Origin of the sequence: Sediminibacterium sp., from assembly GCF_051861365.1 — a bacterium.
Taxonomy (GTDB): Bacteria; Bacteroidota; Bacteroidia; order Chitinophagales; family Chitinophagaceae; genus Sediminibacterium.
Genome location: NZ_JBHYCW010000006.1, coordinates 22,117 through 42,041 on the forward strand (window position 1 = coordinate 22,117; position 19,925 = coordinate 42,041).

The following is a 19,925-nucleotide window of genomic DNA, read 5'->3' on the forward strand; positions in this document are numbered from 1 at the left end:
TCGTATTGTTATCGAGGAGTTTGATCATGCAAGAAATCATTTCGATTATAAAATCTTATCAACAAGCAGTTGCAGAAGGTAAAAAAACAGCCTTGGCAACAGTCGTGCATGTTGAAGGCTCATCTTACAGAAGACCGGGTGCCCGCATGCTGATTACAGAAGATGCCGAAATCACCGGATCAATTAGTGGTGGATGTTTGGAAGGAGACGCATTTCGTAAAGCTTTGCACGTTATCCTTTCTGATAAAGCCATGTTGGTGACCTATGATACGGCTGATGAAGATGATGCCAAATTCGGAATGGGACTGGGTTGTCAGGGTGTGATACAAGTGTTGATTGAGCCATTACAAGGAGAGAGGGGGAAGGCTATTATGGATCTTTTGCAAAAAGCAACAGCATCCAGACAATATGCATCATTGGTAACTTTTTTTTCCATGAGTGACAAAAAAGCGCCACAATATGGATCATGTTATCTATTCACAGAGAAAGAAGAAACAACCGGTTCTTTACCTGTTTTATCAAAAGATGTGATAGAAGAAGAGGCAAGACAAGTAATAGCTCAGCGTAAGTCCTCTTTTAAAAAATATGAGATTGGTCAACAAGAAATCATCGTATTCACAGAGTTGATACAACCTCCCGTTTCATTGGTAGTTGTTGGTGCCGGTAATGATGTGATTCCTGTGGTGAAAATGGCGGAGATGTTAGGGTGGCAATCCACCGTACTCGATGGAAGACCTATGTATGCCAGCAGAGAAAGATTTCCGATGCCTTCATGTCAAGTCTTTCATAGTAAAGCCAATCAAATATTGGAACGTGTACAGATCGACGCAAGAACCGTATTTGTATTGATGTCGCATAATTATAACTATGATCTTGCGGTATTGAAAGTATTACTCAATCACCCCACAACTTATATTGGCGTATTGGGCCCTCACAAGAAAATGAAAATGATGATGGATGAACTAGCGGAAAATGGTATCGAGCTAACTGACAACCAAAAAGAAGCCATTCATGGTCCGGTGGGTTTGCATATTGGTGCAGAAACAGCAGAAGAGATCGCAGTATCCATTATCGCAGAAATACAAGCCAAGCTAACATCTACGGATACACGTCCACTGAAAGAAAAGCAGGATGCGATTCATCGCCGAGCGGACTTAGTCATTGAATCCACTTCTTCAACAGCCATTTAATACCAAGCATGCAAACCCCATCAACAGCAGTATTGATTTTGGCTGCAGGCGCATCTGTTCGTTTGGGTAGACCTAAACAAAGTTTGCTTTATCAGGGACAAACATTGGTACAAAAAATTGTTTCAACGGCTTTGGTGCTTCAATCAGGTCCTGTATTGTTGGTGTTGAAAGAGGGAGATGGTATAGATGTTCAGGAAGATGTAATCAAGATATATAATCCGGATGCAGCTTTGGGTATGGCCAGTTCTATACATTGTGGAATCAAATATTTAGAAACACAGCATCCGGATATCGAAACAGTGATCATCACGGTTTGTGATCAACCTTTTATTACGAGCAGTTTGTTACAAGAAATGATCACCCATCACCGGGAGACAAAGTTGCGCATCGTTGCTTGTAAGTATGATGATATTGTTGGGACCCCTGTTTTGTTTCATAAAACCATGTTCAAAGCTTTATATGGGTTAAACGGAGACAAGGGTGCTAAACAACTGATAAATCAGCATATACAACAGGTTGGATTGATTAACTTTCCACTCGGAAACATCGATGTAGATACAGAAGAAGACTATGAGCGATTGATTAAATTATAAAGAATGATTGTAGACAACCATCAACGAATACATAATTACTTAAGGATATCATTGACTGATAACTGTAATCTGCGATGCTTTTATTGCATGCCGGAAGATGAATATGATTTTGCCTCGGCTGCTCAGTTGATGCAAGTAGATGAGATTGAACAACTGGCTAAAATATTTGTGGCACAGGGAGTGGATAAAATACGACTCACAGGTGGAGAACCGTTGGTAAGAAAAGATTCCAAAGAGATCATTAAAAGATTGGCTCAGTTACCGGTTACACTTACTCTCACAACAAACGGTACTCGGTTACATGAATTCGCTGCTTTGTTAAAAGAAAGCAATGTTCAATCTGTCAATATTAGTCTGGATACTTTACAGTCTGATAAATTCAAGCTGCTTACTAAAAGAGATCAGTTTGAGATCGTTCAACAGAATATTCAACTAATGATCGATCAGGGCTTTCATACAAAAGTCAATATGGTAGTGCTGCGTGGTATGAATGATATGGAGATCCATGATTTTATTGAATGGACAAAAGACCAACCCGTACATGTTCGCTTTATTGAGTTCATGCCATTTGAAGGAAATCGTTGGACGAGTAACAAGGTTTTTACGATGGATGAGATACTATCAACCATTGCAGAGAAATATCCAATCGTACCGTTGCAGGCTGAGAAACATGATACAGCAAAGAAATTCATGGTTCCCGGGCATCAGGGAACCTTTGCAGTAATTAGTACCATGAGCGCTCATTTCTGTGGCGATTGTAATCGCATGCGATTGACAGCAGATGGTAAAATGAAAAATTGTTTGTTCTCCAAAGATGAAGTGGATTTGTTAACACCCTTGCGAAAAGGAGAAGATGTATTGCCATTGATTCATCAATCCATTGCAGCAAAAGCGGCGCAGTTGGGCGGACAGTTCACGCAAGACTATCAGCATTTGCAAGCGGAGAGTATTCAAAACAGAAGTATGATCACGATCGGAGGATAAATCAGTTATTAATATCAGCAAGTTTATGATCAGCGTTTCAGAAGCTCGGGCAATCATTCAACAACATATCGTAACCCTATCTCCGGTACTACGAATATTACCTGATGCACTGGGTTATACCATTGCCGCTGATGTTTTTGCAACCGTAGATATTCCCGCCTATCCACAATCGTCGATGGATGGATATGCTTTTTCTTATACAGATTGGCAACAAAACAAACCATTACAGATTAGCGGCGAAATGGCGGCCGGAACTAAGGAGTCTATTTCATTGCCATCAAAAACAGCTGTGCGCATTTTCACAGGTGCTCCCGTGCCTCCTGGAGCTGATACGGTGGTGATGCAAGAAAAAGTGATTGCTGAAAAAGGAATATTAACCATTCAAGATGATCAATTACAAGCCGGTGCCAATGTTCGACCAAAAGGATCAGAAATCAAGGTAGGAGAACTGGCCTTGCCATCAGGCACTTTATTGACTCCGGCAGCTATTGGATTTCTTGCAGGTATTGGTGTTACAGAAGTAACGGTATATCCTTCACCCGTTGTTACCATCATCATCACAGGAAATGAATTGCAAACACCCGGACAACCCCTAGAGTACGGACAAGTATATGATGCCAATTCATTTGCATTATCTGCGGTGTTACAGCAATACGGTGTTCAACAAATAGAAGTGATACAAGTGCCTGATGTCATAGAACGATTGAATGAAGCATTATCTCAGGCACTGCAAAAAAGTGATCTGGTCTTATTAACAGGAGGTGTGAGTGTAGGAGACTATGATTTTGTAACCCGTTCCGCAGAATATTGTGGCATTACTACCCAATTTCATAGGCTCAAACAAAGACCGGGAAAACCTTTGTTCTTTGGTACAAAAGGTCGGCAAATGATATTTGGGTTACCCGGTAATCCTTCTTCTGTACTCACTTGTTTTTATATGTATGTGCTGCCTGTGATCATGGGTATGAAAAAGGCTGGAACTGGGTTAGTCCAACAACAAGTGCCGCTTTCGCAGAGCTATCATAAAACAACACAGCTGACCCATTTTTTGAAAGGTTGGTATGATGGACAAACCGCTGCACCATTGGGGGCGCAAGAGTCCTATCGGATGCGTTCATTTGCAGGTGCAAATTGTTTGATAGAAATTGAGGAGAAAGCAGAACGTATGGAGCAAGGAGCGTTGGTTACCATTCATTTGTTATCTGCTTAAAGCTATTGTATGGATCCCTTTTATTGGTTTTATATATTATTGTTCATCGTGGCTTTTCTGTATGCTTCAGTTGGGCATGGAGGTGCAAGCGGCTATTTAGCACTGATGGCTTTATTTAGTGTGGCGCCTGAAGTGATGAAGCCAACGGCATTATTGCTGAATTTATTCGTATCACTCACCGCCTTTATTCAATTTTATCGAGGTAAGCATTTTGTATGGAAAGTGTTTTTACCGCTGGCATTGGCTTCTGTACCCATGGCATTTGTGGGTGGATTGATCACCATTGATGCAACACTCTATAAAAAAATATTGGGGCTGCTTTTATTGTTTTCTGTGGTTCGTTTATTGATTCCGTCGAAAAAGAATATTGCTGATTTGCAACCATCGCATTTTTACGGAGCTTTGTTGATGGGGGGAGTGATTGGATTGTTATCGGGAATGATTGGTATCGGAGGCGGCATTATTCTTTCTCCTTTGTTATTATTTTTCAAATGGACAGACCAAAAACAAACAGCCGCTATCAGTGCCCTGTTTATTTTTGTGAATTCTGCATCCGGATTGATGGGGCAGCTGACCAATGGTATTCAGTTCAGCACAGATATGTATGGTTATGTAGGTGTTGCTTTTGTAGGTGGGATCGGAGGTGCCTATTTTGGAGCCATGAAATTTAAACAGACAAGTATGCAGAAAATTTTAGCGATTGTATTGGCAGTAGCAGCTTATAAATTATTATTCACAACAGCTTAACGATAACTATGAAATATTTGATTCTTTTGTCTGTGCTATGTGTATCTCAGTTGGTATATGCACAGCATGATACAAAATCTACTGATTATTTTACGATAGAAGGTAAAGTCAAACAAACAATAAAGTTTACATTGGAAGATGCTACTGCCTTCAATAGTATTTCTTTTGATAGCATCGTTATTTACAATCATCTGGTAGTGAGAAAGTCGGTACTGAAGAAAGTAAAGGGTGTTTTATTAAAAGATATTTTAGCAAAGTCCTCATTTGATAGTAATGATCCAAAGTCTTTGAGTGAATATTACATTACTTGTATCGCATCAGATGGGTACAAAGTGGTGTTCTCTTGGAATGAAATATTTAATACTGCCATTGGAAAGCAACTGATGATTATTACGGAAGCTGATGGTGTAAAAGCATCTGCTTTATCACAGCGTATAGCTATCATTTCTCCTGCTGACGTCGCTACAGGTAGAAGATATGTACATGGGCTTTCGAGAATTGTTGTGAGTAGAGTTGAATCATTAAATTAATGCAGTAGATAATGAAGATCCTTTTTTTTGGACAATTGGTTGAAGTGGTAGGTGCAAAGGAACTAAGTATTGAGGGTGGTACAGATATACATGCTTTGACTTCTTCTCTTCATCAGCAATTTCCTTTGTTAGCCCAAGCGAAATATGTAATAGCAGTAGATCAGGAAATAATTTCTGATAATCGGAATTTACAAGAACACAATATTGTAGCATTGATGCCCCCTTTTTCCGGAGGATAATATGAGTCAAGAATCATTATATGAACGATATCATCGACAAATGATCTTGCCGAATTTCGGTACAAGGGCGCAACTGCTTTTACAGGAATCCAAGGTGTTGGTGATCGGTGCGGGTGGATTGGGTTGTCCGGCACTACAATATTTGGTGGGTGCTGGTGTTGGGTATATCGGAATTGTAGATGGAGATCAAGTGTCATTAAGTAATCTGCACAGGCAAACATTATTTACTTCGGACGATGTTGGACAGAACAAAGCGGAAGTTGCCGCAAAGAAGTTAAATCGGCTAAATCCTGATATCCATATCGAAGCCATTCCGGTTCATCTCAGCAATCAACACGCACTAGAAGTTATCAATCGGTTTGATATCATCCTCGATGGTACCGATAATTTTACTACTCGTTATATGATCAATGATGCTTGTGTGTTATTGAAAAAGACATTGGTATATGGCGCAGTATCTCAATACGAAGGTCAGGTAGCTGTATTCAATCATTTTTTACCAAATGGACAACCTTCTGCCAATTATCGGGATATCTTCCCGGATCCACCCAAAGAGGGTTCTGTATTGAACTGTGTGGATGCAGGAGTGTTAGGTGTGTTGCCCGGTATCATCGGTACTATGCAGGCTGCAGAAGTTATTAAATTGATTACAGGTATCGGAGAGCTGTTGGTGAATCAGTTATTAACCTATCAATTCAATAACCATCAGGTATTTACTGTTAAAATAACTCCACAGTCTAAGACATCCTCATTCATACCCACTGATGCAACTGCATTTAAAGCCATTGATTATGTATGGCTTTGTTCATCACCCCCAAACACTTTAGAAATCAACGCAGCTGAATTTGATCAGTTGACGAGTCAGAAAAATATTGATATTGTTGATGTAAGGGAATTGCATGAATTGCCGGTTGTTCAGACATTCAGCCATCTTCGTATTCCGCTTTCGGATTTAAAAGAATCAGCCGGACAACTTAAAAGTGATACAGTTGTTGTATTTTGTCAATCAGGAATGAGGAGCCTACAAGCTGCAAAAGAGTTATCAGCTTTATGGGGCGATACAAAAAGAGTATATAGTTTACAAGGCGGTATTTTGTCTTGGATCAGATTTGCAGAAAAGAAATAGTATGAAAGAACGTACACCTAAAAATATTTTTATTCAAGGAGCGATCAGTAGTGCATTTATTGCGGATAGCATACAAAAACACAGTACCAAAACAGACATTGGTGGACATAGTATTTTTTTGGGTCAGGTACGTGCGGATGAAATAGAAGGTAAAAAGGTAGTAGCCATTGAGTATACAGCTTATGAAGAAATGGCATTACAGAAAATGCATGAGATAAGAGAGGCTGTTTTTGCTGAATACCCACTTACATGTATGCATGTGTATCATAGTTTGGGTAAAGTGGCAGCCGGAGAGATCTGTTTATTTGTGTTTACATCATCTGCTCATCGAAAAGCTGCAACAGAAGCCTGTAGTGTATTGGTAGAAAGAATCAAGGCAGAATTGCCGGTTTGGGGAGCTGAAATATTGGAAGATGAAACCCATCAATGGAAAGTGAATCAATAATTATGGTAGATATCACATCAAAATCAAATACGTTTAGACAAGCCATTGCCATTGCTACTGTAACAGTATCAAAGCAGGAAACCATTGATGCGATTCTGGGAAAAAAAGTACCCAAAGGAGATGTATTTGAATTTTCACGTGCAGCCGGATTATTGGCCATCAAAAAAACCAGCGATGTTATACCTGATTGCCATCCTTTGCCAATAGAGTATGCAGCCATCAAACATGAAGTTGCTGGTTTGAGCATATTAATTACCGTTGAAGTACATACCATCTATAAAACCGGTGTAGAAGTAGAAGCGATGCATGGCGCATCGGTGACTGCATTGACAATGTACGATATGCTAAAGCCCTTGGATAAAGGAGTGGAGATTGCAAATATTAAACTGTTACAAAAATCAGGTGGTAAATCAGATAAGTCTTTAATGGATTCATCCGCTATTAATTGTGCAGTGGTTGTTTGCTCCGACACAGTATCAGCAGGTAAGCAAGAGGATGTTTCCGGAAAAACAGTGATACAAAAAGTAGAACAATGGGGTGTTACAGTTGCACATTATGAGATCATTCCGGATGATCAGGACCAAATTCAACAGCTGGTAAAAAAGTTTTCAGTAGAAGGATGTAAGTTGATCTTGTTAAGCGGAGGAACCGGTTTATCTCCAAGGGATATCACACCTGAAGCGGTAGCGCCTTTGATCGATCGTCCTATTCCCGGTATCATGGAAACCGCTCGCCAATATGGTCAGCAAAGAACGCCATTTGCCATGTTATCAAGAGGTGTATCCGGATTCGTGAAAAACAGTTTGGTGATTACTTTACCCGGTTCTGTTAAAGGAGTAGCCGAAACTATGGATGCATTGTTTCCACAAATTTTACATGTTTTCAAAGTGGCAGATGGAAGTCGCCATGAATAAGCGTTTTTTTCAAGTGAAAGATCAGTTGTGCAGAAGACCTATTGACCGATTTTAATTTCCTGTCTTTCGTCATTTCTGATATAATGCTTAGCTTACAAATCGTTTTATTACGTTAATAAATTTTTTCAAATGCCAAAGTATACGCTCTCTGTCAACAACAAACAAATGTCTGTTGAAGTAGATGCAGATACCCCACTTCTTTGGGTACTGCGAGATCAATTGAATCTGGTTGGAACCAAATATGGATGTGGTGTTGCACAATGTGGGGCCTGCACCATTCATTACAATGGAAGTCCTGTTCGCTCTTGTCAGTTACCCATTGCTGCAGTAGGCAATGGAAAAGTGGTTACCATTGAAGGGTTGAGTGAAAACGGAGACCATCCTGTACAGCAAGCGTGGATAGAAATGGATGTGGCGCAATGTGGTTATTGTCAGGCCGGACAAATCATGGCGGCTGCTGCATTGTTGAAAAAGAATCCGAATCCAACGGATGAAGAGATAGATACCACCATCACCAATATTTGTCGTTGTGGTACCAATGTTCGTATACGTAAAGCCATTCATTTGGCTGCATCAAAAGGAGGTAAGTCATGAGTCATCCATCTGTATCCAGAAGAAATTTTCTAAGGGTAAGCATGATCGCCGGTGGCGGTATGCTGGTAGGTTTTTCTGCATTGAGCAATTCCGAGACCGGAGAGAATACAGAAGCAACTCCATTCTCACCCAATGCTTATATCAAAATATCACCTGATGGGAAGATTACATTGATGTCTCCCAATCCTGAGATTGGTCAGGGTGTAAAAACATCTTTGGTGATGTTGATCGCTGAGGAAATGAATGTGGATTGGCAAACCATAGATGTAGAAATTGCTCCATTAGATGCTAAGTATGGTAGTCAAACTACTGGCGGTAGTGGCGCTATCAGAAGTCGATATGCGCCGCTCAGACAAGCCGGTGCTACTGCCAAAGCCATGTTGATGTCTGCTGCTGCTGATACTTGGGGTGTAGCTGTAACCGATTGTTATGCTGAGAAAGGTTTTGTGATCCATAAAAGTTCCGGAAAAAAATTATCCTACGGAGAGCTGGCTACTAAAGCCGCCGGAATGCCGGTACCTACAAATGTGCCTTTAAAAGATCCCAAAGATTTTACCATTATTGGTACACGTGTCAAAGATGTGGATGCGAAAGCCATCGTAACCGGTAAGCCATTATTTGGTATCGATACCAGAAAAGAAGGAATGTTATATGCCGTAGTGGCTCGTCCACCTGCACATGGAAAAAAACTGCAATCATTTGATGACAGTGCTGCTTTGAAAGTGAATGGGGTGAAAAAAGTGGTACAGGTGAAAAATAGTGTAGCCGTATTGGCTACTTCTACCTGGGCTGCCATGAAAGGAAGAACAGCTTTAAAAATAAATTGGGAAGATGCTTCTAAACTAGAAAGTACCACTGACCATGAAAAAGCATTTCGTGAATTATTGAGTAAGCCTGCAGCTACTCCTAATAGAAATGATGGCGATGTAGATGCTGCTATGGCTGCTGCTACAAAAGTGTTGGATGTGATGTATGAAGTGCCTGTTCTTTCACATGCACAAATGGAGCCCTTGAATTTTTATGCAGATGTACGTGATGGAAAAGCAGAACTCTATGGTCCTACACAAGTACCACAAAGTCTGGTGTCAGCAGTTGCTAAAGAGCTGAATATACCGGCAACCAATGTGTCATTGGGTTTGCCCAGACAGGGGGGAGGATTTGGTAGAAAACTACGTCCTGATAATGGTGTAGAAGCTGCGTTGGTATCTCAGGCAGCACAATGTCCAGTTCAAGTGCAATGGTCGCGTGAAGATGATATGCAGAATGATTTTTATCGTCCCAGTGGTATGTTCCGTTTCAAAGCGGCTATTAAAGACGGTAATTTGGAAGCATGGCATCAATCTTTTGCATCTTTAAGTAATGGAAGAAGTCCGGATACTTATCCTGCCGGTGCAATTCAAAATCTGAAAATCGAAAGCCATAGTTTGCCCACTAATATTCCCACCGGTCCATGGCGTGCACCTACACATAATGTTCAGGCATTTGCCAATGAATCTTTTATGGATGAGGTAGCACATGAACTTAAAAAAGATCCGGTAGCGTTTCGCTTGGAATTATTGAAAAAAGCAAAAGAGCAGCCTGTTGGGAAATTGGCTTATGATCCTGATAAATTTATCAGCGTCATAGAACTCGTTGCAAAAATGTGCAATTGGGGTAAAACACCTGCCAATACTTATCGTGGATTCTCTACCTGGTTTTCATTCAATAGTTATGTAGCGCAGGTAGTAGAAATACAAATGCTAAAAGGGAAGCCTCGCATTACAAAAGTGTATTGTGCGGTGCATTGTGGTAAAGTGGTGAATGTAAGCGGTGCAGAGAATCAGGTACAAGGTGCTGTCGTAGATGGGTTAGGACATGCCGTATACACCAAACTCACATTCAATAACGGATCAGCGGTACAAACCAATTTTGGTCCATACAATTTTGTGAGGATGCGCAATACGCCGTTGGATGTGGTGGTTCAATTCGTACCATCAGAAGAAAATCCAACCGGTTTAGGAGAACCCGGTTTGCCACCGATCGCTCCGGCATTGGCAAACGCACTCTTTGCAGCAACCGGTAAACGATTCAGAAAAATGCCTTTTGTGGATGATATTGAGTTTGCTTGATGGGGAGTTGAAGTCAAAAGTAAAAAGTAAAAAGTCAAAAAAAACTGTGTAACTCCGTTTTCAACTCTGCGTAACTCTGTGGTTAAAAAATAAACCACAGAGTTACGCAGAGTAAGGAACAGAGTTGCACAGTTTTTTAACCCATATTTCAAATCTGCTATCTGAGATCTGACATCACTTTATTTCGCTCCAAACACTTTTTTCAGAATATCGCTGGTTCTCGCCAACGGATTTTTTCTGATTTCTTTTTCTTCTACTGCTACTTGATAGAAAATACCGCTCAATGATCGCTCAGTAACATAAGCTGCTAAGTCGGGGTTGATTTTATCGCGAACCAATGGCAATTTGTTGTAACTGCTAATGAGTGTATTCCAATGCTTAGTGGCATCAACTTTCTCGAGTGAGCTTTCTATTACCGGACGAAATGCTTCTGTAAGTGGACTGGTTGTTTTACTTTTCAGATAGGAAGTAGCGGCAGTATCAGATCCTTTCAAAATACCTACTGCATCCTGAAAACTCATTTGTTTAATCGCATTAGCGAAAATGGGAGCTGCGCTTTTACAAGCATCTTCCGCAGCACGGTTCATACTCAATATGGCATCATCTACTTGTTTACCTAGTCCAACACTTCTTAATGTTCTTTCAATTTTTTGAGCTTCAGGCGGCAACAATATTTTCAGTGCAGCATTGGCAAAGAAACCGTCTGTTTGTGATAAAAGATTCGCTCCTTTTGTGGAACCTGTTACCAAGGCTTCTTTTAATCCCGATACAATATCATTATTGCTCAAACCTGTTTGATTTCCGCTCACTGCATTCTTGGCTTTGTTTAATAAACCGCCCAATCCTTGCGCTTGCAGTCCCTGATACAATACAACGAGCAATACCAGTGTAATGATTCTTTTCATAATCGATTTGTTTAAAATGAATGGCTGATCGTATACTCCAAAAATGATACCAATCCTTGCAGATCAAAAATAACAGTGAAGGATGGAAAAAGATGTGAAGAATACCTTATAAAATGGACTAACGGTATGGACACAACAGTGTATACACTTATCTTAGGCTTGAAAATTATCAAAAAATGAAACAGATATTTACTCGTTTCCTGGTTGCATTGTTCATCTTAACAGCAACAGAAACCTATGCACAAACCAGTACTTTTATTTTGATGCGCCATGCTGAGAAGGATACTACTGCCCAAGGTTCTACCATGATGCAGGCAGATCCTCCATTGAGTGCTGAAGGTACAGCTCGTGCTGCCCGCATACCCGAAGTGTTGAAAATGTATCAGCCCGACGCTATTTATTCTACCAATTTTAAACGCACCAAGTCAACTGTTGGGCCATTGTCAGTTAAAACCGGTAAAGAAGTGCAGGTGTATGATCACAGAAACTTAAAAGGTTTTGCGGATGAATTATTGAAAATGCAGGGTAAAACAGTGGTAATAGCCGGACATTCCAACTCTACGCCGATGTTGGTTAATTTGCTGCTAAAAGAAAACAAATACCAAAACTTGGATGAATCGGTGTATGATACTTATTGGATTGTGACCGTTACGGATGGAAAAGCGGAAGCTAAGATCATGAAGTATTAGATATGGATTGATGGCTTTTTTGCAACCTTTTTTCTTTTCTTCAGCAGTAGAACCAGCTTAGATCAATATTCTAAGCTGGTTTTTTATAGGCAGAAAGGAGTCCTGTAATTTGTCATAACCCAACAAATTGTACCTTTGCGCCCTGAAAGAAAGAGCAAATACCCTTTCTTTCGGATTTATTGAACATGAAGTACGAAAAAGAGATCAACCGTCGCAAGACTTTCGCCATTATTTCCCACCCGGATGCCGGTAAAACAACCCTTACAGAGAAATTACTCTTGTTTGGTGGTGCCATTCAAACAGCAGGTGCTGTTAAAAGCAACAAGATCAAGAAGCACGCCACATCTGATTTTATGGAAATCGAGCGTCAAAGAGGTATCTCAGTAGCTACTTCCGTGATGTCTTTTGAGTACAAGGATATTTTGATCAATCTCTTGGATACGCCCGGACACAAAGACTTTGCTGAAGATACTTATCGAACACTCACTGCAGTGGATAGTGTCATTCTGGTAGTCGACAGTGTAAATGGGGTAGAAGACCAGACCAGAAGATTGATGGAAGTATGTAGAATGCGCGATACACCGGTGATCGTTTTTATCAATAAAATGGACCGTGACGGTAAAAATCGCTTTGATCTACTGGAAGAAATTGAAAAAGAACTGCATATCTCTCTTCATCCCATGACCTGGCCCATCAATAGTGGTAAGGAATTCAAAGGGGTGTATAATCTGCACGATAAGAATCTGCGTTTGTTTACAGCAAGTACAAAAGCGGAAGAGGATGATACCATTGCCATTGATGATTTGTCGTCTGCTTTGCTTGATGAAAAAGTAGGAGAAAAAGATGCTGCACAGTTAAGAGAAGATGTGGAGCTAATAGATGGTGTATACGGAGAATTAAAAGTAGACGATTATCTCACAGCTAAAATCGCTCCGGTATTTTTTGGTAGTGCGGTGAATAATTTCGGGGTAAAAGAAATGCTGGATACTTTCATTCGAATTGCTCCTGTTCCACGCAGCAGAAATACTTCCACACGTACCATTGAAGTAGGAGAAGATAAATTCAGTGGGTTCATCTTTAAAATTCATGCCAACCTAGATCCCAAACACCGTGATCGTATTGCTTTCATGCGTGTATGTAGTGGAAAGTTTGAGCGAAATAAATATTATCACCATGTTCGATTAGATAAGGATATGCGTTTTAGTAATCCTTACACATTCATGGCGCGGAGTAAAGATGTGATCGATGATGCCTATGCCGGGGATGTGGTAGGTTTATTTGATACGGGTAACTTCAAAATTGGTGATACTTTGACAGAAGGGGAGGATTTCTTCTTCACAGGAATTCCTACTTTTTCACCCGAAATATTCAAAGAGCTGGTGAATAAAGATCCCATGAAGACCAAGCAATTGGAAAAAGGGATCAGTCAGTTAACAGATGAGGGGGTTGCACAATTGTTCACGCAATATGGAGGTACCAAAAAGATCATAGGTTGCGTGGGTGAACTCCAGTTTGAAGTGATACAATACCGTTTATTACAAGAATATGGTGCAGCCTGCGAATTCAGAACCTTACCTTTTTATAAGGCTTGTTGGCTAACGAGTAATGATGCAAAGAAGTTGGAAGATTTTCTGCGATTCAAACAACAAAACTCAGCGGAAGATAAAGATGGGCATCCGGTATATTTGGCACAAAGCGAATGGTTTTTGAATACTGAGATCACCAATAATCCTGATATCAGTTTCCATTTCTCTAGCGAGATTCATAAATAACATTTAACCGGCAATAGGCAACTGTATCGTGAATACAGCTCCTTTATTTATTCCTTCGCTGAAAGCGGCAATCATGCCGCCATGGTTTTGGATGATCTTACGTGTGAGATAGAGTCCAATACCTGCGGATATTTCCCCCTCGGTACCGGATTGTCCTTCAGAAGTGAATTTTTGAAAAATAAGTTCCGCTTTCCCCGATTCAAATCCCACACCTTTATCAGCAATCAGGATATGAATATGTCCGCTGAATAAATGCACTTTGATAATGACTTCTCCACCTCTGTGCGAAAACTTAATGGCATTGCCGATAATATTTGAAATGGCTTGTGACAATAAACGAAGATTGCACTTCACCGATACATCCGGAATATGATGTTTCAGTACTTGAATCTGTTTCGACAAACCAGATATATGTTGTGCATCAATCGCCAGACCAATCACCTGTTCAATCTTAATACTTTCATATACATGCGATTGATTTTCTTCATTCCCTCCTTCAAGAATCATGACCATGTCTTCTATAAAGCGAAGTTGTTCGGTAGCTGTTTTATGCACCAGTAAACCGTAATGTTGAATCGTGTCCTGATTTTTTTCCGTCTGGATCAGCGCACCGATATGACTCATTTGCGCAAAAGCTGTTCTTAGGTCATGAGATAATAAGGCCAATAAGTCTTTTCTTTCTCTTAATAACCCATCCATTGAGTCAATCGTCAACTGCACTTGTTGAAGCAATTGTCCGGCTTCATCTGTATAATGTAAGGGCAGTGTCGGGATAATTTTTTTTCCGGTATAATCAGATAATGCTTTTTTCGCTTCGTGTAAAGGCCATAAAAGTCCACGTAAAAGATATAAAGTACCGGCAGTTGCAACCAATGTGGCTAATAATGCAACTGCAATAATATTCCAGCCCTCTAAAGAAATCCAATGAAATGCAATTGCCATGATCAAGACAATTAACGGTATATGCACACCAATAAATGCAATGAATAAAAACTTCATTGTATAGTTGGTGGATAGGAATCCGGGTTTGGAGAAAAACCGGTACACATTTTTCATACGGTGGAAAATTGCCCTGCAAAAATGCTTCCTTTACATCGGATAACGGGCAAAAACTTAAAAAAAGATTAAAAAATGAATGTGTTTCATACTAATCACTTGATAATCAGTCGGTTTAACATCGCCCATGAAGCCGATTTTTTTGCCCTCAATAGTCACCCTGAAGTGATGCGTTACATCCGACAGGTCAAAACAGAGGAAGAATGTCGGTCTTTTTTAAAAGAAAATATTCATTTGTATAAGGATGGTTCTGTGATTGGAAGGTATCATGTAGCTCAAAAGTCAACTCTTGCCTTTGCCGGAACATTTTCTGTTTTAATGATGCCGGATCGGGATGCTTTTCATATTGGGTATGCGCTGATGCCTTGGGCACAGGGAAAAGGATGGGCAAAGGAATTGGTAATCAATGGTCTCCGCTGGGTTTTTGAACATACGAATCAGCAGCAAATTTTTGCCATTACGGAGCCTGACAATACAGCTTCAGCATTTGTTTTAGCCAAGACGGGGTTTTCTAAATTGGAATCCATTCAGCAAAGCGGAAAGCTGTTGGATGTATATGTCACTCATAGAAACGCGTAAGGCTTGATGGCTTCATCTTCGAATCCCTACCTTTGCAGCCATCTATGAAGTCGAAAACACTCAAAAAAGACAAAGTCAATATCATTACACTGGGTTGTAGCAAGAATCTGGTAGACAGTGAAGTACTCAGCGGACAATTAAGTGCCAATGACATTGATGTGGTACATGAGAATACAAAACTGGATCACAATATCGTAGTCGTAAATACTTGCGGATTTATCGATAAAGCCAAAGAAGAGAGTATCAATACGATTTTGGATCAGGTGGAATTAAAACGTAGAGGAAAACTGGATAAAGTATATGTGACCGGATGTTTAAGTGAACGTTACCGTGGTGATCTGGAAGCTGAAATGCCTGAAGTAGATGCCTGGTTCGGAACCATGGAACTTCCATTGATCTTGAAAAAATTTGAAGCAGATTATAAGTCTGAATTAGTAGGGGAAAGGTTGCTCAGTACGCCCCAGCATTATGCATATATGAAGATCAGTGAAGGTTGTAACCGTACCTGTTCTTTTTGTGCCATTCCACTCATGCGTGGACAACACGTCAGCAAACCCATCGAAGAGTTGGTAGCAGAAGCAGAGAGCTTGGTAAAAAAGGGTGTAAAAGAAATTATGCTGATTGCCCAGGAGCTGACTTATTACGGATTGGATATTTACAAGAAGAGAGAGCTGCCTCGTTTATTGAATGCATTGGCAGACGTAAAAGGATTGGAATGGATTCGCTTGCATTATGCTTACCCCAGTAAGTTTCCATTGGAAGTGCTGGATGTAATGCGTGAACGGGACAATATCTGTAAGTACCTGGATATGCCTTTGCAACATGCCAGCAATAACATGCTAAAAGCCATGCGAAGAAATATCACACGTGAAGAAATGACGGAGTTGATTCATCAGATCAGAGAGCGTGTACCGGGCATTTGTTTGAGGACCACACTCATTGCCGGCTTCCCCGGTGAGACAGAAGAAGATGTAGAAGAATTGAAAGATTTTCTTCGTGAACATCGCTTTGATCGGGTTGGTATTTTCAGTTATAGTCATGAAGAAAATACCGGTGCGTATGATCTGGATGATAATATTCCGGCAGAAGTAAAAGCGGAGCGCGCGCAGGAAGTGATGGAAGTACAACAAGAAATCAGTTACGAAAAGAACCAAGAGAAAATTGGTAAGATCTTCAAAGTATTAATCGATAAAAAAGAAGCCGGCCGCTACTTAGGTCGCACCGAATTTGATAGTGTAGAAGTAGATAATGAAGTAGTGGTACATTCTTCCAAAAAACTTACACCGGGAACCTTTGTACAGGTTAAAATTACCAAAGCATATGATTATGATTTGGAAGGGGAAACGGTTTAGAAGAAAAGAAACAAGGCACAATATGCAAGACACAAGGAAGTTTCAAGGAGTAAGACACAAGACACAAGGAATCTTTAAGAACCAAGGCTCACTTCCTTGAAACTTGTTTCTTGAAACTTTCTTGTACCCTGTACCTTGTTCCTTGTATCTTATTTTATATTTCTTATTTCTGTATTTTCTTTGAGTACAAAATAGAGGCAGACCATCAGAGATAATACAAAGTATCCTGTGAGAACAGGAATCGCCAATGGTGTGTATTGCGATAAGCCAAACCAATCATTGTTTTGAATCAATAACGATAACCCGAATATTGTTTTGAGCGTCTCCCAAATCCAGGCATATTTACTTCTGTCCATCAGTTCCGTGAAAGCATAGACCTGAAGAAAAACAAAGGCACCGTATATAAACATATTGGGACTTCCAATGGCTGCAATATTTCCAAATAAGTAACTGATGAATAATAGTGTGATGGCAAGTTGTACCCATGACCAAATCACCATGGTTTTTGTATGACCGGTATCATATTTTTCAAAATGATAAACATCTTCAATTTTATAAACAGGAAATTTTGCGGCCACATCATCGGGTCTCCATCCGGTAGGCATGAACCAGATACGTAATTTATCTTTCCAATTTTTCGCATGCCAGGCATCTTTGATTAATAACCATAAATGCATAAAATTGATCTTGATCGGATTCCAGGTTCTTACCGGTCTTGTAATGCCATACACGGCAGGTACATCAGCCAACTCTTCTTGATAAGTACCAAATAGTTTATCCCAAATAATGAATATCTGTCCATAGTTCTTATCCATGTACTCCTTATTGATGGCATGATGTACACGATGGTGTGAGGGCGTAACAATGATATTTTCCAGAAAACCCATTTTGCCAATATGCTGGGTATGATACCAGAACTGCGCAAACAAATGCAAAGGCGCTACGATGGCAATCACTTGTCCGGGCACACCCAATATGGCTGCAGGTAAAAGAAATATGGTGAATATTTTAATGATCGATGAAATACTTTGTCTCAATGCACAAGCCAGATTAAAATCTTCGCTGCTGTGATGTATGATATGATTGTTCCAGAAAATATTGTATTCATGTGCAATGCGGTGGATCCAATATCCCGCAAAATCAAGAGCGATAAAAGCGATCAAGTAAGTGAGAAACCCATTGGGTACTTGCGTAATGGCCAGTTGATTCACCATCCACTCATAGCTGATCACTACCAGACTCAATCCCAATACATCTTTCGTTACATTGGTAATACCTGAACTCAAACTGGAAATCATATCCAGTGTACGAACGGTTTCTTTTCCTCGATACCACCCATACCATTTTTCAAATAATACCAGCAATAAGAAAGCGGGCATAGCAATCAAAATGATCTTTCCGTAAGTTTCCATAAGGTAATCGTATCTGTAAATTTAAAGCTCCTTTTTCATAAATGAACAACCTTAAAAAAAGATGAAACGGAACAGGTTTTAAGCGACATTTGTGACTCAAATTTTAGTTATGAAGGTTGTTATTATCGGCGGAGGTATTGTTGGATTGAGCAGCGCTTATTATTTGTCTGAATCAGGTCATGAAGTGACTGTGATCGATAAAACGGATATTTCCGGTAATTGCTCTTACGGTAATGCAGGATATGTTTGCCCAAGTCATTTTGTACCCTTGGCAACCCCCGGTATCGTAAAACAAGGACTTAAATGGATGTGGAATAGTAAAAGTCCGTTTTACGTTCAACCTAGGCTGAATTTGAGTCTCATCGACTGGGGATTAAAATTTATGCGTAGTGCCACACCCGAGCATGTGGAGCGTTCGGCCATTCCTTTACGTGATATTGCAATATTGAGTCAGAAAATGTATGAAGACTGGACACGCCTTCCTCAATTTCAGTTTGCCTATGAACACAAAGGTTTGCTGGAAGTTTTTCAGACTGAGAAGGGTGGCGATCATGCAAAACATATCATGCATCGAGCCCATGAATTGGGATTGGAGGACACAGTACTCCTAGATGCATCGGAATTACAAGCGCTAGAGCCTCACACTACTGTAAAAGCTAAAGGTGCAGTATGGTTTAAGTGCGATGCTCATTTATACCCTAATAAACTGATGATACAACTGGTTGCTGATTTGAAAAATAAAGGGGTTCGTTTTATACTGAATGATGAAGTAACAGGTTTTGAAAAGAATCAGCAGCAAGTGACCAAGGTGAAAACAACCAAGCAGGTCATTGATGCCGATTCAGTAGTCATAGCAGCGGGTTCTTGGAGCCGCGAGCTCTCCGCATTGCTTCAACTGAAAATCCCTTTGATGCCCGGACGAGGCTATTCTGTTACACTAGAAGATTCTCCGCATCGACTCAACTATCCATCCGTATTGATTGAGGGTCGGGTGGCTTTAACTCCCATGGATGGCAATAAAATTCGTTTTGGAGGAACGATGGAAATTACATCCACCCAAACACCTCCACGTTATCAAAGGGTACAAGGTATTTTAGATGCTGTAAAACGCTATTATCCTGAATTCGATGTTCCAATGCCGGCACCTGAACAAATCTGGTATGGATACAGACCTTGTTCGGCAGATGGACTACCGTACCTAGGTCGTACCCAAAAGTGGAAAAACGTTGTCATGGCAACCGGACATGCCATGGTAGGATTGAGCCTGGGAGCCGGAACCGGTAAGCTGGTCAGCGAAATAGTCAATGAATCATCCCTGAGTATGGATATCAGTGCATTTAAGCCGGAGAGGTTTGGATAGTTAGTCCATAGTCCATGGTCAATGGGTTTTTGCTATGGACTATGGACTATTGGCCATAGACTATCATAAAATTGACCAACGGCATAAGCAATATCAGGTAAGTTGTACTTTTATTCCTTA

The 19,925-nt window shown here is 40.4% G+C and carries 20 protein-coding genes; 17 read left to right on the top strand and 3 right to left on the bottom strand.

From position 1 onward, the window contains the following. Nucleotides 1-26 precede the first annotated feature (26 nt). From ACTIEV_RS04065 to ACTIEV_RS04120, 12 genes are all read left to right on the top strand, one after another. Complete coding sequence (locus tag ACTIEV_RS04065; RefSeq protein WP_439516153.1) at nucleotides 27-1,190, top strand: XdhC family protein; 1,164 nt, start codon at nucleotides 27-29, stop codon at nucleotides 1,188-1,190. 8 nt (nucleotides 1,191-1,198) lie between these two features. After that, nucleotides 1,199-1,783 (top strand): nucleotidyltransferase family protein, encoded by a 585-nt coding sequence (locus ACTIEV_RS04070; RefSeq protein ID WP_439516154.1) that lies wholly within the window; start codon nucleotides 1,199-1,201, stop codon nucleotides 1,781-1,783. Between the two features lie 3 nt (nucleotides 1,784-1,786). Continuing rightward, nucleotides 1,787-2,767 (top strand): GTP 3',8-cyclase MoaA, encoded by a 981-nt coding sequence (gene moaA / locus ACTIEV_RS04075; protein WP_439516155.1) that lies wholly within the window; start codon nucleotides 1,787-1,789, stop codon nucleotides 2,765-2,767. 25 nt (nucleotides 2,768-2,792) lie between these two features. Beyond that, nucleotides 2,793-3,977, top strand: a complete 1,185-nt coding sequence (locus ACTIEV_RS04080; protein ID WP_439516156.1) for a molybdopterin molybdotransferase MoeA — start codon at nucleotides 2,793-2,795, stop codon at nucleotides 3,975-3,977. 9 nt (nucleotides 3,978-3,986) lie between these two features. Further along, entirely contained in the window at nucleotides 3,987-4,724 is a 738-nt protein-coding gene (locus ACTIEV_RS04085) for a sulfite exporter TauE/SafE family protein (protein WP_439516157.1), read from the top strand. Between the two features lie 8 nt (nucleotides 4,725-4,732). Further along, entirely contained in the window at nucleotides 4,733-5,254 is a 522-nt protein-coding gene (locus tag ACTIEV_RS04090; protein ID WP_439516158.1) for a molybdopterin-binding protein, read from the top strand. A gap of 11 nt (nucleotides 5,255-5,265) precedes the next feature. Next, complete coding sequence (locus ACTIEV_RS04095; protein WP_439516159.1) at nucleotides 5,266-5,493, top strand: MoaD/ThiS family protein; 228 nt, start codon at nucleotides 5,266-5,268, stop codon at nucleotides 5,491-5,493. Nucleotide 5,494: 1 nt separating this feature from the next. Next, nucleotides 5,495-6,619, top strand: coding sequence for a ThiF family adenylyltransferase (locus ACTIEV_RS04100; protein WP_439516160.1), 1,125 nt, complete (start codon nucleotides 5,495-5,497; stop codon nucleotides 6,617-6,619). A gap of 1 nt (nucleotide 6,620) precedes the next feature. Next, nucleotides 6,621-7,064 carry a molybdenum cofactor biosynthesis protein MoaE gene (locus ACTIEV_RS04105; RefSeq protein ID WP_439516161.1) on the top strand — a complete coding sequence of 148 codons (444 nt, stop codon included), beginning with the start codon at nucleotides 6,621-6,623 and terminating at the stop codon, nucleotides 7,062-7,064. A gap of 2 nt (nucleotides 7,065-7,066) precedes the next feature. After that, nucleotides 7,067-7,978: a bifunctional molybdenum cofactor biosynthesis protein MoaC/MoaB gene (moaCB, locus tag ACTIEV_RS04110; protein WP_439516162.1), complete on the top strand. Its 912-nt coding sequence runs from the start codon at nucleotides 7,067-7,069 to the stop codon at nucleotides 7,976-7,978. 129 nt (nucleotides 7,979-8,107) lie between these two features. Beyond that, nucleotides 8,108-8,572, top strand: coding sequence for a (2Fe-2S)-binding protein (locus ACTIEV_RS04115; protein WP_439516163.1), 465 nt, complete (start codon nucleotides 8,108-8,110; stop codon nucleotides 8,570-8,572). Further along, nucleotides 8,569-10,680 (top strand): xanthine dehydrogenase family protein molybdopterin-binding subunit, encoded by a 2,112-nt coding sequence (locus ACTIEV_RS04120; protein ID WP_322197441.1) that lies wholly within the window; start codon nucleotides 8,569-8,571, stop codon nucleotides 10,678-10,680. The genes ACTIEV_RS04115 and ACTIEV_RS04120 overlap by 4 nt, the downstream gene beginning before the upstream one ends. Nucleotides 10,681-10,859: 179 nt before the next feature. Here ACTIEV_RS04120 and ACTIEV_RS04125 read toward each other — a convergent pair whose 3' ends face one another. Next, the gene (locus tag ACTIEV_RS04125) at nucleotides 10,860-11,585 is read right to left on the bottom strand and encodes a DUF4197 domain-containing protein (protein WP_322195445.1); all 726 of its coding nucleotides are present in this window, start codon (nucleotides 11,583-11,585) and stop codon (nucleotides 10,860-10,862) included. Between the two features lie 176 nt (nucleotides 11,586-11,761). On the opposite strand from ACTIEV_RS04125, the gene ACTIEV_RS04130 reads away from it, so the two are divergent. Then, nucleotides 11,762-12,274 carry a phosphoglycerate mutase family protein gene (locus tag ACTIEV_RS04130; protein ID WP_322195444.1) on the top strand — a complete coding sequence of 171 codons (513 nt, stop codon included), beginning with the start codon at nucleotides 11,762-11,764 and terminating at the stop codon, nucleotides 12,272-12,274. A 185-nt stretch (nucleotides 12,275-12,459) separates the two neighbouring features. Next, nucleotides 12,460-14,046, top strand: coding sequence for a peptide chain release factor 3 (locus ACTIEV_RS04135; RefSeq protein WP_439516164.1), 1,587 nt, complete (start codon nucleotides 12,460-12,462; stop codon nucleotides 14,044-14,046). Nucleotides 14,047-14,049: 3 nt separating this feature from the next. Here the strand turns inward: ACTIEV_RS04135 and ACTIEV_RS04140 are convergent, their stop codons facing one another. Then, a complete protein-coding gene (locus ACTIEV_RS04140; protein WP_439516165.1) occupies nucleotides 14,050-15,102 on the bottom strand; it encodes a sensor histidine kinase in 1,053 nt (350 codons plus the stop codon). 75 nt (nucleotides 15,103-15,177) lie between these two features. On the opposite strand from ACTIEV_RS04140, the gene ACTIEV_RS04145 reads away from it, so the two are divergent. Further along, the gene (locus ACTIEV_RS04145; RefSeq protein ID WP_439516166.1) at nucleotides 15,178-15,681 is read left to right on the top strand and encodes a GNAT family N-acetyltransferase; all 504 of its coding nucleotides are present in this window, start codon (nucleotides 15,178-15,180) and stop codon (nucleotides 15,679-15,681) included. A gap of 44 nt (nucleotides 15,682-15,725) precedes the next feature. Next, nucleotides 15,726-17,033 carry a 30S ribosomal protein S12 methylthiotransferase RimO gene (gene rimO / locus ACTIEV_RS04150; RefSeq protein WP_439516167.1) on the top strand — a complete coding sequence of 436 codons (1,308 nt, stop codon included), beginning with the start codon at nucleotides 15,726-15,728 and terminating at the stop codon, nucleotides 17,031-17,033. Nucleotides 17,034-17,182: 149 nt separating this feature from the next. On the opposite strand, the gene ACTIEV_RS04155 is transcribed toward rimO, so the two are convergent. Next, a complete protein-coding gene (locus ACTIEV_RS04155) occupies nucleotides 17,183-18,445 on the bottom strand; it encodes a sterol desaturase family protein (RefSeq protein ID WP_439516168.1) in 1,263 nt (420 codons plus the stop codon). Nucleotides 18,446-18,554: 109 nt separating this feature from the next. Between ACTIEV_RS04155 and ACTIEV_RS04160 the strand changes: the two genes are divergently transcribed. After that, on the top strand, nucleotides 18,555-19,805 hold the full coding sequence (locus ACTIEV_RS04160) for an NAD(P)/FAD-dependent oxidoreductase (RefSeq protein WP_439516169.1): 1,251 nt from the start codon (nucleotides 18,555-18,557) through the stop codon (nucleotides 19,803-19,805). Nucleotides 19,806-19,925 lie beyond the last annotated feature (120 nt).